Here is a 16,331-nt window from a genome sequence, read left to right on the forward strand (position 1 = left end):
CCGGAGGACACCTAGGTGGTGCGCCGTCTCCTCGCGCCCGGTCGCCGCTCGCTCGGCCGCGTCACCGGGTCGCCCGCCTCCAGGGCGGACTCCCGCCGGCGCGTGCCGAAGTCCGCGAGGGCCTCCGCCAGCTTGTGGACGGACGGCTCGGGCGACAGGACGTCGACCCGCAGGCCGTGCTCCTCCGCCGTCTTGGCGGTGGCCGGTCCGATGCAGGCGATGACGGTGACGTTGTGCGGCTTGCCGGCGATGCCGACGAGGTTCCGCACGGTCGACGACGAGGTGAAGAGGACCGCGTCGAAGCCGCCGCCCTTGATCGCCTCGCGGGTGTCGGCCGGCGGCGGCGAGGCCCGTACGGTCCGGTAGGCGGTGACGTCGTCGACCTCCCACCCGAGCTCGATGAGGCCCGCGACCAGGGTCTCGGTCGCGATGTCGGCGCGCGGCAGGAAGACGCGGTCGATCGGGTCGAAGACCGGGTCGTACGGCGGCCAGTCCTCCAGGAGTCCGGCGGCGGACTGCTCGCCGCTGGGCACCAGGTCGGGCTTGACGCCGAAGTCGACCAGCGCGGCGGCGGTCTGCTCGCCCACCGCGGCGACCTTGATCCCGGCGAAGGCGCGGGCGTCGAGCCCGTACTCCTCGAACTTCTCGCGCACGGCCTTCACGGCGTTGACGGAGGTGAAGGCGATCCACTCGTAGCGGCCGGTGACCAGGCCCTTGACCGCGCGCTCCATCTGCTGCGGGGTGCGCGGCGGCTCGACGGCGATGGTCGGGACCTCGTGCGGCACGGCGCCGTACGAGCGCAGCTGGTCGGAGAGCGAGGCGGCCTGCTCCTTGGTGCGCGGCACGAGGACCCGCCAGCCGAAGAGCGGCTTGGACTCGAACCACGACAGCTGGTCCCGCTGCGCCGGGGCGCTGCGCTCGCCGACCACGGCTATGACCGGCCGGTGGCCCTCGGGCGAGGGGAGGACCTTGCCCTGCTTGAAGACCTGGGCGATGGTGCCGAGGGTGGCGTTCCAGGTCCGCTGGCGGGTGGTGGTGCCGGCGATGGTGACGGTGAGCGGGGTGTCCGGCTTGCGGCCGGCCGCGACCAGTTCGCCGGCGGCCGCGGCCACCGAGTCGAGGGTGGTGGAGACGACGACGGTGCCGTCGGAGGCGCCGACCTCGGTCCAGCACCGCTCGTCGGCGGTCCGGGCGTCGACGAAGCGGACGTCGGTGCCCTGGGCGTCGCGCAGCGGGACGCCGGCGTACGCGGGGACGCCGACGGCGGTGGCGACGCCGGGGACGACCTCGAAGGGGATGCCCTCGGCGGCGCAGGCGAGCATCTCGGCGCCGGCGTTGCCGTCGAGGCCGGGGTCGCCGGTCACCGCACGGACGACCCGCCTGCCGCCCCTCGCGGCCTCCATGACAAGATTGGCCGCGTCCCTCAACACGGGGACTCCGGCGGCTGTTGACGCCTCGTCGACGACTGCCAGTTCCGGCGTGCTCACCCCCGCGCGCGCATGGCCGCGGACGACGTCGAGCACCTCGGGCTCGGCGATCAGGACGTCCGCACCCGCGAGGGCCTCGACGGCCCGGAGGGTCAGGAGTCCGGGGTCGCCGGGTCCCGCGCCGAGGAACGTGACGTGTCCGTGGCCCGCGAGGGCCGGGGACAGGGGGCTGGTGGTCGGACTGGTGGGGTTCAAAGTGCTCGCTCCCCCATAAGACCGGCCGCACCCTTGGCGAGCATCTCGTCCGCGAGTACGCGTCCGAGCGCCATGGCCTCGTCGTGCGAGGTGGGTACGGGTCCGGTGGTGGACAGCTGCACCAGCGTCGAGCCGTCGGTGGTGCCGACGACGCCGCGCAGGCGCATTTCGGTGACAGCCTGCCCGTGACCGGGGTCGTCGGCCAGCAGGTCGGCGAGCGCACCCACGGGTGCGGAGCAGCCGGCCTCCAGGGCGGCGAGCAGGGAGCGCTCGGCGGTCACGGCGGCCCGCGTGTACGGGTCGTCGAGAGCGGCGAGAGCGGCGACGAGTCCGGCGTCGGACGCCGGACACTCGACGGCGAGGGCCCCCTGGCCGGGGGCGGGCAGCACGGTGTCGACCGGGAGGTGGTCGAGGGTGAGGGAACGGGTGAGCTCCTCGGTGCCGCCGATGCGGTTGAGTCCGGCCGCGGCGAGGACGACCGCGTCCAGTTCACCGCTGCGGACGTAGCCGACGCGGGTGTCGACGTTGCCCCGGATCGGGACGCAGGTGATCTCCAGGCCGTGGTCGCGCGCGTGGGCGTGGAGCTGGGCCATGCGCCGCGGCGAGCCGGTGCCGACCCGGGCGCCCGCGGGCAGCCGGTCCAGCGTGATGCCGTCGGGGGCGATCAGCACGTCGCGGGGGTCCTCGCGGCGGGGGATCGCGGCCACGACCAGGTCGGGGTGCGGGGTGGTCGGCAGGTCCTTCAGCGAGTGGACGGCGAAGTCCACCTCGCCGGCGAGCAGCGCGTCGCGCAGGGCGGCGACGAAGACGCCGGTGCCGCCGATCTGCGCGAGGTGCTCGCGGGAGGTGTCCCCGTACGTCGTGATCTCCACGAGCTCGACGGGCCGGCCGGTCACCTGCCGTACGGCGTCGGCCACGTGCCCGGACTGGGCCATGGCGAGCTTGCTGCGCCTGGTCCCGAGCCTCAGTGCCCTCTCGGTCATACTCGCCCTCGGTTCTTGACGTCGGCGTCATTCAGGTCGGCCCGGCTGACGGCGGCGACCGTCTCCGGGTCGAGGTCGAAGAGTGTCCGCAGCGCGTCCGCGTACCCGGCGCCGCCGGGCTCGCTGGCGAGCTGCTTGACCCGCACGGTCGGCGCGTGCAGGAGCTTGTCGACCACCCGGCGCACGGTCTGGGTGATCTCGGCGCGCTGCTTCTCGTCGAGGCCGGGGAGGCGGCCTTCGAGGCGCGCGACCTCGCTGGTGACCACGTCGGCGGCCATGGCGCGCAGGGCGACGACGGTGGGGGTGATGTGGGCGGCGCGCTGGGCGGCGCCGAAGGCGGCGACCTCGTCGGAGACGATGGACCGGACCTGGTCGACGTCGGTGGCCATGGGCGCGTCGGCGGAGGCCTCGGCGAGCGACTCGATGTCGACGAGCCGGACGCCGGGGACGCGGTGGGCGGCGGCGTCGATGTCGCGGGGCATGGCGAGGTCGAGGAGGGCGAGGGGGGCCTCGCGGTCCCGTACGGCGGTGGCCACGTCGTCGCCGGTGAGGACGAGTCCGGTGGCGCCGGTGCAGGAGACGACGATGTCGGCCCGGCCCAGTTCGTCGCCGACGGCAACCATCTCGGCCGCGCGTGCGGAGACTCCCGTTCCGCCGGGCTCGCCGAGGATCCGGGCGAGCCGTTCGGCGCGGGCGAGGGTGCGGTTGGCGATGACGATCTCGGCGACGCCGGAGCGGGCGAGGGTGGCGGCGGCCAGGGAGGACATGGAGCCGGCGCCGATGACGAGGGCCTTCTTGCCCTTGGCCCAGGTCTCGACCTCCCTGCCGTCGGCGAGCTGCTCCAGCCCGAAGGTGACGAGCGACTGCCCGGCCCGGTCGATGCCGGTCTCGCTGTGGGCGCGCTTGCCGACCCGCAGGGCCTGCTGGAAGAGGTCGTTGAGGAGGCGTCCGGCGGTGTGCAGGTCCTGGCCGAGGGCGAGGGCGTCCTTGATCTGGCCGAGGATCTGGCCCTCGCCGACGACCATGGAGTCCAGGCCGCAGGCCACCGAGAAGAGGTGGTGGACGGCCCGGTCCTCGTAGTGCACGTAGAGGTAGGGGGTGAGCTCGTCCAGGCCGACGCCGCTGTGCTGGGCGAGGAGCGTGGACAGCTCGGCGACGCCGGCGTGGAACTTGTCGACGTCGGCGTAGAGCTCGATGCGGTTGCAGGTGGCCAGGACGGCGCCCTCGGCGGCCGGTTCGGCGGCGAGGGTGTCCTGGAGGAGCTTGGTGCGGGTGTCCGCCGACAGGGAGGCCCGCTCCAGGATGGAGACGGGGGCGCTGCGGTGGCTGAGTCCGACGACGAGGAGGCTCATGCCGGCATCACGGCGGGGACGTCCCCGTCGGGTCCCTTGCGGCCGCCGTTGCCCGTGGCGCCGCGGGGGGCGGGCGGTACGACGGCGGGGGTGTGCTCCGCGTCGCCGTCGGCCCCGGCGTCCTCGCCGGCCTTGCGCTGCTCGTGGAAGGCGAGGATCTGGAGCTCGATGGAGAGGTCGACCTTGCGCACGTCGACGCCGTCGGGCACGGAGAGGACGGTCGGGGCGAAGTTCAGGATGGAGGTGACGCCGGCGGCCACGAGGCGGTCGCAGACCTGCTGGGCGACGCCGGCCGGGGTGGCGATGACGCCGATGGAGACGCCGTCGTCCTCGACGATCCGCTCCAGGTCGTCGCTGTGCTGGACGGGGATGCCGGCGACGGGCCTGCCGGTCATGGCGGGGTCGGCGTCGATGAGCGCGGCGACGCGGAAGCCCCGGGAGGCGAAGCCGCCGTAGCCGGCGAGCGCGGCGCCGAGGTTGCCGATGCCGACGATGACGACGGGCCAGTCCTGGGTGAGGCCCAGCTCGCGGGAGATCTGGTAGACGAGGTACTCGACGTCGTAGCCGACCCCGCGGGTGCCGTAGGAGCCGAGGTAGCTGAAGTCCTTGCGCAGCTTCGCGGAGTTGACCCCCGCCGCGGCCGCGAGCTCCTCGGAGGAGACCGTGGGTACGGAGCGCTCCGAGAGCGCGGTCAGTGCGCGCAGATACAGCGGAAGCCGGGCGACGGTGGCCTCGGGGATTCCTCGGCTACGGGTCGCCGGTCGGTGAGTTCGGCCAGTTGCCACGGTGCTCCTGCGGGATGAGCGGGGCTGCAGGCGGCCATATGTCCCAAGACCGCCCCGTCGAATGCAGGCTATGTCTTTGTGAACGCGTGCACAAAGATGGTGTCCGTTTTGTCCGGCCAAAGTGACCGGGGTCACGCGGCTGGTTCCCGTCGTCGTGGAACCACGGAGAAGATCGGCGCGTTGAGAACCCGAAGGGGGCAAAACCGCACACTCTCCTCACGATGTCGCCCCCGGAACCCAACAAAACGTCCATGATGGTAGCCGGGTTTCGGTCAGGCACCCAGTTCGCGCCGGAGCCGATCGGCGTCCACGCGCCAGAAGGTGTGCTGCTCCCCGTCGACCAGGACGACGGGGATCTGCTCCCAGTACGCCCGGTACAGCTCCTCGTCGCGGGTGATGTCCTTCTCCTCCCAGGACGCCCCGGTCTCCGCGCACACGGCCTCGACCACCGCCCTTGCGTCGTCGCAGAGATGACACCCCGGCCTGCCGATGAGGGTCACGGTCCGCGCCCCGGCGTCCGCCTTCTTCTTCCGTCCGAACATGGCGCCCATTCTGTCCCCCCGCCGCACCGGGACCGCCCCGCCGCGACGGGTTCCGGACGCGCTCGGGACACGACCCGAGGACGTGACCCGATCAACAGGGGAGCACCCCACTGTTCACGCCGCGGCATCGTCACAAGTCGGGAAGTACCGAACAGACTGGCTATGCTCACGGCATGGCCGCTCTGGGATGGCTCACCCCTCGTAGGCGCTCCGCCACCGCGCGCAGCGTCCTCGCAGGCGAGGCCGCTGCCGAGGCAGCGCGCAAGACCTCGCTCCAGCTCGAAAGGGAGCGGGAGGAGGCCGCCGCCGAACCGCCCTCCGAGCCCGAGTTCCCGGTCGTCGGCGACGTGCGGGCGGCCGCCTTCTTCGACCTCGACAACACCGTGATGCAGGGCGCCGCGATCTTCCACTTCGGCCGCGGCCTGTACAAGCGGAAGTTCTTCCAGCGCCGCGAACTCGCCCGCTTCGCCTGGCAGCAGGCCTGGTTCCGGCTCGCCGGCGTCGAGGACCCCGAGCACATGCAGGACGCCCGCGACAGCGCCCTGTCCATCGTCAAGGGCCACCGCGTCTCCGAGCTGATGAGCATCGGCGAGGAGATCTACGACGAGTACATGGCCGACCGCATCTGGCCCGGGACCCGGGGCCTGGCCCAGGCGCACCTGGACGCGGGCCAGAAGGTGTGGCTCGTCACGGCCGCACCGGTCGAGACGGCCACGATCATCGCCCGCCGGCTCGGCCTGACCGGCGCGCTCGGCACGGTCGCCGAGTCCGTCGACGGCGTCTACACCGGCAGGCTGGTCGGCGAGCCCCTGCACGGCCCGGCCAAGGCCGAGGCGGTACGGGCGCTCGCCGCCGCCGAGGGCCTCGACCTGGGCCGCTGCGCCGCGTACAGCGACTCGCACAACGACATCCCGATGCTCTCGCTCGTCGGGCACCCGTACGCGATCAACCCGGACACCAAGCTCCGGAGGCACGCGAAGGAACGGGAGTGGCGGCTGCGCGACTACCGGACCGGGCGCAAGGCCGCCAAGGTCGGCATCCCCGCCGCCGCGGGCCTGGGCGCGCTGGCCGGCGGCACGGCCGCCGCGGTCGCCCTGCACCGCCGCCGCCACTGACGCCCGGGCCCCGCCCGCCCCCCTGTCTGCCGATACGTTTCGGCTGCGATCATCTGCGACAACCCCGGACCGGGCGCCCTCACCCGTCCGTGGTCGAACAGCACCGCACAGGTCGACTCCCGGGCATTCCCGGCCCCTTACCCCGCAGCGGCCCCGATCACTCGCGCATCTCTCACTTGAGCACAACAGAACGTATACGTGATCAGTTCCGAAAGCAGACCGATCAACAACCAGTCACCAAATGGACCTTGATCTGACTGCAAGCGGTAACAGATACGACGGAACCGGCGATTTCTGCAACTGGGTGTAGCGCTGCCTGTACGAAGCGTTATTCTCCTCAGACGCACAAAGGACCCCTCACGTCGCCACGACGGGTGAACGGTCCCGCACTGCACGTGATGGAAGCTCTGCCTCTGGGAGTCCCGTGTACCCACACGTCGGGGTTGACACCTCGGGCCTGGCTACGCTGCGCGCAACGGTCCTCGACCACTTGCGCGGCTTCGTCCCCACCGCGTACGCCGGCCCTGTCCCCGCCTTCGCCTTCGCCGCCCCGGCACCCGTCGGGCCCTGCTACGCCCTGGCCGACGGCGGCGCCGCCGTGGGCAGACGGGGCGCCCGCTCCGGCACCCCGACCGCCTCCCGCCGTCCCGCCGCGGACAGCGACAGCGCCCGCATGATGGACCTCGTCGAGCGCGCCCAGGCGGGCGAGGCCGAGGCCTTCGGCCGCCTGTACGACCAGTACAGCGACACGGTCTACCGCTACATCTACTACCGCGTCGGCGGGAAGGCGACGGCGGAGGACCTCACCAGCGAGACCTTCCTGCGCGCCCTGCGCCGGATCTCCACCTTCACCTGGCAGGGCCGCGACTTCGGCGCCTGGCTCGTCACCATCGCCCGGAACCTGGTCGCCGACCACTTCAAGTCCAGCCGCTTCCGCCTCGAGGTCACCACCGGCGAGATGCTCGACGCCAACGAGGTGGAGCGCAGTCCCGAGGACTCCGTCCTGGAGTCCCTCTCGAACGCCGCCCTCCTCGACGCGGTCCGCCGCCTCAACCCCCAGCAGCAGGAGTGCGTGACCCTGCGCTTCCTCCAGGGCCTCTCGGTCGCCGAGACCGCCCGCGTCATGGGGAAGAACGAGGGGGCGATCAAGACCCTCCAGTACCGGGCGGTCCGCACCCTGGCCCGCCTCCTCCCCGACGACGCCCGCTGACCGGCCGCCGACCGCCCGGCGTTCCCGCGCGCCGGACCCCCCGCACACATGTCCCATGACCCCCGTCCAACTCACAGTCGGTGACGCCTCGATGACGCACTGGTCGGATCATCTCTCGCGCGTAACCCAAGTGCCGCGCCGCTCGTTGTGCGGGATGCAGGCTCCCCGTGGTCACGCCGTGCCCGCAGCCACTCACTCTTTCGTGTGGATGCGCTCAAGGTGTGCAACCCTCCGGACACCCCGGGGAGTCGACCGTCATGACGAGAGGAGGTGCCGCCAGTGATCGCGAACGTATCGGCGCACCGGCGGGCGAACGCCTTCGCCCAGGCCCTGGAGGACCGGGCGTCCGAGGGCGCTGCGGCCGAGCAGCCCGAGACCCCGGTCGAACCGGCCGAACCTGCGGAGCAGGGACGGCTCCTGGCCTTGGCGAACGGACTCGGCGAGCTGCCCAAGCCGCAGCTCGATCCCGAGGTCAAAGTGGTGCAGCGGGCCCAGCTGATCGCCGCCATGGAAGCGATGCTCATGGAAGGGGGCGCGACCGCGGGTCCCACCGTCCCGGAGCAGCGGACGTCCACCGGCAAGGGGGCCCACCGGGCGTCCCCGCTCCGGAAGCTGCGCCCCCGGTCCCGCTGGACCAAGGGCCTCGCCGCCGGCGGCCTCACGGTCGGTGTGGCCGCGGGAGCCTTCGGCGGAGTGGCCGCCGCCAGCTCCGACGCCCTCCCCGGTGACTCGCTCTACGGGCTGAAGCGCGGGATGGAGGACATCAAGCTGGGCATGGCGGACGACGACGCGGACCGCGGCGGCATCTACCTCGACCAGGCCTCCACCCGCCTCAGCGAGGCCCGCCGCCTCATGGAGCGCGGCCGCGCGGGCGACCTCGACCACGAGTCGCTCGCCGAGATCCGCCGCGTCCTGGGCGGGATGAAGCACGACGTCACCGAGGGCCACCGGCTGCTCCGCCAGGCCTACGAGCGGGACGGCGTCCTCGCCCCGATGGCCCGGCTCAACTCCTTCGCCCAGGCCCACCGGGACACCTGGGACGGCCTCCGCGACCGGCTCCCCGTCCAGCTCGCGGACGTCGGCAACGAGGTCACGGACGTCTTCGACGCCATAGACGAAGAGGTCGAGCCGCTCCAGTCGGTGCTCCCCCGCACCCCCGAGAAGGGCACGGTCGGCACCGAGGGCCCGCGCAGCACGCCCAGCACCTCGCGGGAGACCGGGAAGACGGACACCCAGCGCCCGCCGACCGGCCGGGAGACGCCCTCCTCGGACGGCACGTCCACCGCGCCCCGCCCGTCGACCCCCGGCACGGGCACCGGACCGACCACGGACGGCACCACCACCGCCCCGCCGAAGGACGACGGCCTCATCGGCGGCGGCAGCGGCGGACTGCTCAAGCCCTCCCCGTCCGGGACGCCGACGTCCCCGCCGGCGGCGGACCAGCCCGTCCCGGACGTCCCCGACGTCACCATCCCGCCCATCCTGCCGGGCCTGCTTCCGGGCCTCGGCATCGACAGCGAGGACGCTCGCTAACAAGGAGGAGGGGCGCCCCCACGGACGGGGGGCGCCCCTTCTTCCTGCGCTCCCGCGCAACCGGGCTCAGAAGAACACCGACCTCCGCTGCACCAGCAGCTTGTAGAGGGTGTGCTGGATCTGCTCCCGCACCTGGTCCGTCAGGTTGAACATCAGCATCGGGTCCTCCGCCGCCTCCGGCGCGTACGAGTCCGTCGGGATCGGCTCCCCGAACTGGATCGTCCACTTCGTCGGCAGCGGCAGCGCCCCCACCGGGCCCAGCCACGGGAAGGTCGGGGTCAGCGGGAAGTACGGCAGGCCCAGGATCCGCGCCAGCGTCTTCGCGTTCCCGACCATGGGGTATATCTCCTCCGCGCCCACGATCGAGCAGGGCACGATCGGCACCCCGGCCCGCAGCGCCGTCGAGACGAACCCGCCCCGCCCGAACCGCTGGAGCTTGTACCGCTCCCCGAAGGGCTTCCCGATCCCCTTGAAGCCCTCCGGCATCACCCCGACGATCTCCCCGGCGCGCAGCAGCCGCTCCGCGTCCTCCGCGCACGCCAGGGTGTGCCCCGCCTTCCGCGCCAGCTCGTTGACCACCGGCAGCACGAAGACCAGGTCCGCGGCGAGCAGCCGCAGGTGCCGCCCCGCCGGATGCCGGTCGTGGACGGCGACCTGCATCATCAGGCCGTCCAGCGGCAGCGTCCCCGAGTGGTTGGCGACGATCAGCGCCCCGCCCTTGTCGGGGATGTTCTCGACGCCCTTCACCTCCACCCGGAAGTACTTCTCGTACAGCGGGCGCAGCAGCGACATCAGGACCTGGTCGGTGAGCTCCTCGTCGTAGCCGAACTCGTCGACCTCGTACTCACCGGTGATCCGCCGCCGCAGGAACGCGAGCCCGCCCGCGAGCCGCCGCTCCCAGCCGCCCCCGGCCGCCGGCGGCTCCGGGGCGGCGGCGGGAGCCGGCGGCTCCTCCTCCGCCGTCCGGGCGGCGGGGAGTTCCGGCTCCTGCGGCCCCGGCAGGGCCCGTACGGCCGCCGCCTCGCCGTCGGCTCGGGAGGGGCGGCGACGGGCCCGTGAACGGTCGTCGTCGAAGGGAATGACCTTGGCGTCCGCCATCGCAGTCGGGCCTCCTCAGGCGCCGTCGTGAACTGTGGGAACTCCGGGAGGAGAAGCGGGGGCCAGGCGCCCGGCGAGCCGGTCCACCGCCCCGGCCAGCACCTCGGGCGGCAGCAGCCCCCGCCCCCGGCCGCGCACGAAGTCCGCGAAGGCCTCCGCCGTCGTGTGCCGGGGCGAGAAGCCGAAGACCTCGCGCGTGTGGACCGTCGAGACGACCCTGCCGTGGGTGAGCAGCCGGATCTGCTCGGGCGCGAAGTCGGTGATCCCGACCGTGCGCAGCGCCGTCCCCACCCAGGTGACCGCCGGGAGCAGCACCGGCACCGTCGGCCGGCCGAGCCGCCGCGCGCACTGGGAGAGGAGCAGCACCCCGTCCCCCGCCACGTTGAAGGTGCCGCTGTTCTGGGTGGCCCTGCGCGGCTCGTGCGCCGCCAGGCGCAGGACGTCGATCACGTCGTCCTCGTGGACGAACTGCAGCCGCGGGTCGTAGCCGAGGACGGTCGGCAGGACCGGCAGCGCCAGGTACTCGGTCAGCGGGGAGTCGATCCGGGGCCCCAGGATGTTCGCGAACCGCAGCACGCACACCGCCACGTCCGGGCGGCGCCGGGCGAAGCCCCGTACGTACCCCTCGACCTCGACGGCGTCCTTCGCGAAGCCCCCGCTCGGCAGCGCCTTCGCGGGCGTCGTCTCGGTGAAGACGGCCGGGTCGCGCGGCGCGGAGCCGTACACGCTCGTACTGGACTTGACGACGAGCCGCGCGATCCGCGGCGACTTCTGGCACGCGCCGAGGAGCTGCATGGTGCCGATGACGTTGGTCTCCTTGACCGACGTCCGGCCGCCCCCGCCGAGGGCCGTCCCGGTGACGTCCAGATGGACCACCGTGTCGACGTCGTGCTCGACGAGGACCTTCGCGATCTCGGGGCGGCGGATGTCCACCCGTACGAAGTCGGCGGCGCCGAGCTGGTGCGCCGGGTCGACCGCGTCCACCGCGATCACCCGCTCCACCTCGGGGTCCCGCTGGATCCGCCGCACGAAGCGGCCGCCGAGGTGCCGGGCGGCACCGGTGACGAGCACGACCCTGCCCAAGATCAGCGCCTTCCGTCCGTCTTCCGTCGGTCTTCCGTGGAACGCTTCCGCCGGTTCTGCCGGTTCCGTAGGTCGCCACCGTAGCGCTTCCAGATTTCCGCGCAATAAAAGACGTGGCCCTCCACCGCGAACGGTGAAGGGCCACGCCCGACGCACTGAATGCTGCGGTGCAGCGGTCGCCTTACTTCTTGTTGCGACGCTGAACGCGCGTGCGCTTGAGCAGCTTGCGGTGCTTCTTCTTCGCCATCCGCTTGCGCCGCTTCTTGATAACAGAGCCCACGACTACCCTCGCTCACTTCTCGGAACATTCCCGCCTCGGCGGAAATCGGTGCGGGGCGTCTGGGCCCACACGACCTACGTCGGCCTAGCCTACCGTCCCGAGCACCCCGGTCGTAATCCGAGGGCAATGTCCGGCTCTCCCGGGAGCCGCCCGGGGTCCTCCCGGACGTTCCCGGCGACGCGCCGCGCGCCCGCTACGCGGTCCCCACCCCCACGAAGGACTCCCGGAGGTACTCGTGCACCGCCTGTTCCGGCACCCGGAAGGACCTGCCCACCCGGATCGCCGGCAGATGACCGCTGTGCACCAAGCGGTACACGGTCATCTTCGAGACGCGCATCACCGAGGCGACTTCCGCCACGGTCAGAAACTTGACCTCGTTGAGAGGTCGATCGCCAGCAGCCATGACCCACCTGTACCTTCCGCCGCGACGCCCACCGGCTTCCCCTCCGGTGACTCTTCGTCGCCGAGCGCTCACGTTCCAGAGTAGGGGCGGGTGGTACGAGTGGGGAAGAGGAGCTGCCACCGGCCGTTTACCGTGACAGACGGGCCCGATTGAGTACATAGCGCGTCAGCGGGAGGTACGAGGCGGAGCGCACGCCGTCGTCAAGCGGAACCACCGCCGACACCTGCCCCTCCGCCTCCCCGACGAACAGCGCGGGATCGTCCGTGTCGGCGAGCCCGATGGCCTCGATGCCCAGCTGACCTGCCCCGCAGACCCATCCGTGATCCCCGACCACCAGCTCCGGAAGCGGCCCGCCGGAGTCGGCGGCGCTCTCCAGGACGGCTCTGACCGGTAGCGGCGAATGGGAGTGCGCCCCCGGTGCGCGCCCGCCCCCGGGCGGTCCGGGTTCCCGTACGAACACCACCCCGCGCGCGTGGTCGAGGAGGTGCGTGCGTACGCCGAACCGGGTCGTCATGTCGACACATCTCCCCTGCGCCGGGGTGAGGACAAGACATCCCGCCGCCGACAAGGCGTCTGCGAGAGCGGCGTAGAAACCGAGCAGCCGGTGCGGGTGACCCGTGCCCAGGAGCACCGGAACCCGCCGCGCCGCCGCCGCGCCGAGCCGCTCGGCGAAGGCGTCGAGGCCCCGCAGCGTGCGCTCCGGGTCGATGACGTCCGGCCCCGACCGGTGTCCCGGGTCCCCCGACACCCCGCACTTCTCGGCCATGAGCCGCAGCAGTTCGGCCTCGTCCCAGCCCCGCACGGGGTCGAGCCCGAGCAGCACCCGGGGATCGCGCGCGGCGAAGAGCCGGTAGCTCCGCAGGTTCTCCTCCCGCGGGGTCGCCACCGTGCCCGCCAACCCCGCCGCCAACAGATGCGCCCGCAGCGCCCCGGTACTCAACACCCTCCCGATGCTGCCGGAACACGACCGCCCGGGGACGCGAACCTCCGGGACGCCCCACCGTCGGCGTAACTTCCGGTAGGGCGTTCCCCGGGTCCGACGGGTCCTAGGCCAGCAGCCCCCGCAGCGGGAAGGCGGCCCTGCGGGTCGCGAGCACCGCCTGGTCGAGCCGGTCCGCCGGGTCGTACCCCTCGGCCCAGTCCCGGAAGTCCACCGGCCACCGCCCGTCCGTCATCCGCGCCGGCCCCAGCTGCCGCGTCCGCGCGTACACCTCGTCCCGCCACGACGACGGGATCACCGAGGCCGGGTCGACGGGCGCGTGCGCCGCGATCCCCACCAGGTGCGTCCACGACCGGGGTACGACGTCCACCACCGCGTACCCGCCGCCGCCGAGCGCCAGCCACCTGCCCCCGGCGTGCTCGTGCGCCAGCTCGTGACAGGCCTCCTGGACCGCCCGCTGCGCGTCGAGGGAGACCGCCAGGTGGGCGAGCGGGTCCTCGAAGTGGGTGTCCGCGCCGTGCTGGGTCACCAGGACCTGCGGCCGGAAGTCCGCGATCAGCTCCGGCACGACCGCGTGGAAGGCCCGCAGCCACCCCGCGTCCCCGGTCCCGGCCGGGAGCGCCACGTTCACGGCCCCGCCCTCGCCGGGCCCCGGCGCACCGGTCTCCTCCGGCCAGCCGGTCTGCGGGAACAGGGTCCTGGGGTGCTCGTGCAGCGAGACCGTCAGGACCCGCGGGTCCTCCCAGAACGCCGCCTGCACCCCGTCCCCGTGGTGCACGTCCACGTCCACGTACGCCACCCGCTCCGCGCCCAGTTCGAGCAGCCGGGCGATGGCGAGCGAGGCGTCGTTGTAGACGCAGAAACCGGACGCCGCCCCGGGCATCGCGTGGTGCAGCCCGCCGGAGAAGTTGACCGCGTGCGCGGCCTCCCCGCGCCAGACCGCCTCCGCCGCGCCCACCGACTGACCGGCGATCAGCGCGGACACCTCGTGCATCCCGGCGAACGCCGGATCGTCGACCGTGCCGAGCCCGTACGCCTGGTCCGCGCGGCGCGGATCGGCCGAGGCCGCCCGCACGGCCGCCACGTAGTCCTCGCGGTGCACGAGCCGCAGCGTCGAGTCCCCGGCCGGCTTCGCCGCGACCACGTCGACCGCCCGGTCGAGCCCGTAGGCCCGCACCAGCGACATCGTCAGTGCGAGCCGTACCGGGTCCATCGGATGCTCGGACCCGAAGTCGTACTGCGTGACAGCTTCATCCCACATCAACAGTGCGCGGCCGCTCATGCCCGCCACCGTATCGGGCCGCCCGCGAGCCGAACGACGTGGCGTACACCACCGTCACCAGGACGAGCACCATCGGCACCAGCATGGCGCCCCGGTAGCTCCACGCGTCCCCGAGCGCCCCCACGAGCGGCGACCCGACCAGGAACCCGACGTAGTTGAAGACGTTGAGCCGGGCCACGGCCGCGTCGCTGTTCCCCGGGAAGAGCCGTCCGGCGGCGGCGAAGGTCTGCGGCACGAGCACGCTGAGCCCGAGCCCGAGGAGCGTGAAGGCGGCGATCCCCGCCCAGGCGCCCGGCGCCACCGCGACGAGCCCGAACCCGAGCGCCGCGAGCACCGCCCCGCCCCGCACGACCGCCGCGGCCCCGAGCCTGCGCACCCCGAAGTCCCCGACGGCCCGCCCGAGGAGCGTCGTCACCATGTACGCGTTGTACGGCACGGTCGCCAGCTCCTCGGAGCTGTGCAGCACGTCCTGGAGGTACTTGGCGCTCCAGTTGGCGACCGTGGAGTCCCCGATGTACGCGAAGGTCATGACGAGGCAGAGCGGCAGCAGCAGCTTGAACGCGATCCCGCCGCTCCCCTTCTCCCCGCCCTCCTCCGCACCGGGCGCGTCGCCGCCGGCCGCGTACCAGCGGCTGCCGACGAGCGCGAGGGGCACCAGGACGACCACGACCGGCAGGTAGGACGTGAACAGCGACAGGTGCCAGTGCGCCCCCGCCCAGGCGAGCGAGGCCCCGACGATCCCGCCGAGGCTGTACGAGGCGTGGAAGCCGAGCATGATGCTCCGCCCGTACGCCCGCTGGAGGCTCACGCCGAGCATGTTCATGGAGGCGTCCAGGGCGCCCACGGCGATCCCGAAGAGCCCGAGGGCGACGGCGGCCTCCCACAGCTCCGTACCGGCCCCCACGGCGAGCAGGGCGAGGAGCACGAAGGGCTGCGCCCACCGCAGGACGACGACCGGCCCGACCCGGGCGACGACCTTCTCGGTCGTCACGCTCGCCACTCCGGCGAGGACCGGCACGGCGGCCAGGAAGGCGGGCAGCAGCGCGTCGGATATCCCGTACCGGTCCTGGATCGCCGGTATCCGGGTCACGAGCAACGCGAAGGTGACCCCCTGCACGAAGAAACTGACCGCCAGGGATCCCCGCCCACGCCGCAACCGCGCATCCGTCATGGCGGCACAGCGTACGGCCGGAAACTACCCCTGGGTAGATGGATCACCGACCCAAAATCGCGGGCAGCTCGTCCATCCTCCGGAAGAACCCCCGGGCCCCGGCGAGCTTCTCCTCGGGCGTCATCGCGGTGAACCCGTACGCGTCCATCCCGGCGGCCAGGGCGGCCTGCACGCCGAGCCGGCTGTCCTCGACCACGACGCACCGCGCGGGTTCGACGCCCATCCGCGCGGCGGCGTGCAGGAACAGGTCCGGCGCCGGCTTGCCCCGGCCGACGTCCTCGGAGCTGAAAATGTTCTCGTCCCGGAACCAGGCGCCGAGCCCGGTCTTCCGGTGCCCCACCCTGATCCGCTCGTGGCTCCCCGAGGAGGCCACGCAGTACGGGACCCCGGCGGCGACGAGCCGCTTCAGCACGTCCTCGGCCCCGGGCACGGGCTCCAACTCGGCCTGGAACGCGGCGAAGACGCGCGCGTGGAAGACGTCGTCGAAGTCCACGGGCAACCGCTGCCCGGTCCGCTCCTCGACCAGGTCGTGAACGCGGTGCATGGCGGACCCCATGTAGTCGCGCAACGAGTCCTCGTACGAGGTGGGGTGCCCGAGCTCCGTCAGATAGCCGGCCAACAGGGTGTTGGAGATCGGCTCGCTGTCCACCAGCACACCGTCGTTGTCGAAGATGACCAAGTCGTATCGCATGGCACAAGCCTAGGACGCGTCCGGAACGTGCCCGGAACGCAAAAATGCCTCAACCCCCGGACAAGGTCCGGGGGTTGAGGCTAAAAATTGTTCGGCGGTGTCCTACTCTCCCACAGGGTCCCCCCTGCAGTACCATCGGCGCTGAAAGGCTTAGCTTCCGGGTTCGGAATGTAACCGGGCG

16 protein-coding genes and 1 rRNA gene are annotated in these 16,331 nt (G+C 72.6%); 3 read left to right on the plus strand and 14 right to left on the minus strand.

The window, feature by feature from the left end; genetic code table 11:
• Window positions 1-11: 11 nt before the first annotated feature.
• The 5 genes from ACIP5O_RS20495 to ACIP5O_RS20515 all read right to left on the minus strand — a co-directional run bounded on the left by ACIP5O_RS20495 (window position 12) and on the right by ACIP5O_RS20515 (window position 5,353).
• Window positions 12-1,682, minus strand: coding sequence for a uroporphyrinogen-III synthase (locus ACIP5O_RS20495; RefSeq protein ID WP_401295202.1), 1,671 nt, complete (start codon window positions 1,680-1,682; stop codon window positions 12-14).
• Window positions 1,679-2,665, minus strand: coding sequence for a hydroxymethylbilane synthase (gene hemC / locus ACIP5O_RS20500; RefSeq protein ID WP_401295204.1), 987 nt, complete (start codon window positions 2,663-2,665; stop codon window positions 1,679-1,681). Before hemC ends, ACIP5O_RS20495 begins: the two co-directional genes overlap by 4 nt.
• Window positions 2,662-4,017 carry a glutamyl-tRNA reductase gene (locus tag ACIP5O_RS20505; RefSeq protein ID WP_401295206.1) on the minus strand — a complete coding sequence of 452 codons (1,356 nt, stop codon included), beginning with the start codon at window positions 4,015-4,017 and terminating at the stop codon, window positions 2,662-2,664. Before ACIP5O_RS20505 ends, hemC begins: the two co-directional genes overlap by 4 nt.
• A complete protein-coding gene (locus tag ACIP5O_RS20510; protein WP_356544301.1) occupies window positions 4,014-4,802 on the minus strand; it encodes a redox-sensing transcriptional repressor Rex in 789 nt (262 codons plus the stop codon). Before ACIP5O_RS20510 ends, ACIP5O_RS20505 begins: the two co-directional genes overlap by 4 nt.
• 272 nt (window positions 4,803-5,074) lie before the next feature.
• The gene (locus tag ACIP5O_RS20515) at window positions 5,075-5,353 is read right to left on the minus strand and encodes a glutaredoxin family protein (RefSeq protein WP_125656866.1); all 279 of its coding nucleotides are present in this window, start codon (window positions 5,351-5,353) and stop codon (window positions 5,075-5,077) included.
• Between the two features lie 164 nt (window positions 5,354-5,517).
• On the opposite strand from ACIP5O_RS20515, the gene ACIP5O_RS20520 reads away from it, so the two are divergent.
• From ACIP5O_RS20520 to ACIP5O_RS20530, 3 genes are all read left to right on the plus strand, one after another.
• Window positions 5,518-6,459, plus strand: coding sequence for an HAD family hydrolase (locus tag ACIP5O_RS20520; RefSeq protein WP_401295209.1), 942 nt, complete (start codon window positions 5,518-5,520; stop codon window positions 6,457-6,459).
• Between the two features lie 424 nt (window positions 6,460-6,883).
• Window positions 6,884-7,669: an ECF subfamily RNA polymerase sigma factor, BldN family gene (locus tag ACIP5O_RS20525; RefSeq protein WP_401295211.1), complete on the plus strand. Its 786-nt coding sequence runs from the start codon at window positions 6,884-6,886 to the stop codon at window positions 7,667-7,669.
• Between the two features lie 279 nt (window positions 7,670-7,948).
• Window positions 7,949-9,202 (plus strand): DUF5667 domain-containing protein, encoded by a 1,254-nt coding sequence (locus tag ACIP5O_RS20530; RefSeq protein ID WP_401295213.1) that lies wholly within the window; start codon window positions 7,949-7,951, stop codon window positions 9,200-9,202.
• 66 nt (window positions 9,203-9,268) lie between these two features.
• Here the strand turns inward: ACIP5O_RS20530 and ACIP5O_RS20535 are convergent, their stop codons facing one another.
• The 9 genes from ACIP5O_RS20535 to rrf form a co-directional block, all read right to left on the minus strand.
• Complete coding sequence (locus ACIP5O_RS20535; protein WP_401295215.1) at window positions 9,269-10,300, minus strand: lysophospholipid acyltransferase family protein; 1,032 nt, start codon at window positions 10,298-10,300, stop codon at window positions 9,269-9,271.
• Window positions 10,301-10,315: 15 nt separating this feature from the next.
• The gene (locus tag ACIP5O_RS20540; RefSeq protein WP_401295217.1) at window positions 10,316-11,383 is read right to left on the minus strand and encodes an NAD-dependent epimerase/dehydratase family protein; all 1,068 of its coding nucleotides are present in this window, start codon (window positions 11,381-11,383) and stop codon (window positions 10,316-10,318) included.
• Window positions 11,384-11,564: 181 nt separating this feature from the next.
• Window positions 11,565-11,663 (minus strand): 30S ribosomal protein bS22, encoded by a 99-nt coding sequence (locus ACIP5O_RS20545; RefSeq protein WP_003948845.1) that lies wholly within the window; start codon window positions 11,661-11,663, stop codon window positions 11,565-11,567.
• 193 nt (window positions 11,664-11,856) lie between these two features.
• Window positions 11,857-12,066, minus strand: a complete 210-nt coding sequence (locus ACIP5O_RS20550; RefSeq protein ID WP_030223786.1) for a helix-turn-helix domain-containing protein — start codon at window positions 12,064-12,066, stop codon at window positions 11,857-11,859.
• A 127-nt stretch (window positions 12,067-12,193) separates the two neighbouring features.
• The gene (locus ACIP5O_RS20555) at window positions 12,194-13,009 is read right to left on the minus strand and encodes a phosphatase (RefSeq protein WP_401295219.1); all 816 of its coding nucleotides are present in this window, start codon (window positions 13,007-13,009) and stop codon (window positions 12,194-12,196) included.
• Window positions 13,010-13,112: 103 nt separating this feature from the next.
• On the minus strand, window positions 13,113-14,288 hold the full coding sequence (locus ACIP5O_RS20560; RefSeq protein WP_401295221.1) for an acetoin utilization protein AcuC: 1,176 nt from the start codon (window positions 14,286-14,288) through the stop codon (window positions 13,113-13,115).
• Window positions 14,257-15,459, minus strand: a complete 1,203-nt coding sequence (locus ACIP5O_RS20565) for an MFS transporter (RefSeq protein ID WP_401295223.1) — start codon at window positions 15,457-15,459, stop codon at window positions 14,257-14,259. The genes ACIP5O_RS20560 and ACIP5O_RS20565 overlap by 32 nt, the downstream gene beginning before the upstream one ends.
• Before the next feature lie 43 nt (window positions 15,460-15,502).
• Complete coding sequence (locus ACIP5O_RS20570; protein WP_401295225.1) at window positions 15,503-16,150, minus strand: HAD family hydrolase; 648 nt, start codon at window positions 16,148-16,150, stop codon at window positions 15,503-15,505.
• Window positions 16,151-16,239: 89 nt separating this feature from the next.
• Window positions 16,240-16,331, minus strand: a 5S ribosomal RNA gene (gene rrf, locus ACIP5O_RS20575); the annotation flags it as partial.

This window comes from Streptomyces sp. NPDC088915 (assembly GCF_044749825.1).
In the GTDB taxonomy this organism is placed as follows: Bacteria; Actinomycetota; Actinomycetes; order Streptomycetales; family Streptomycetaceae; genus Streptomyces.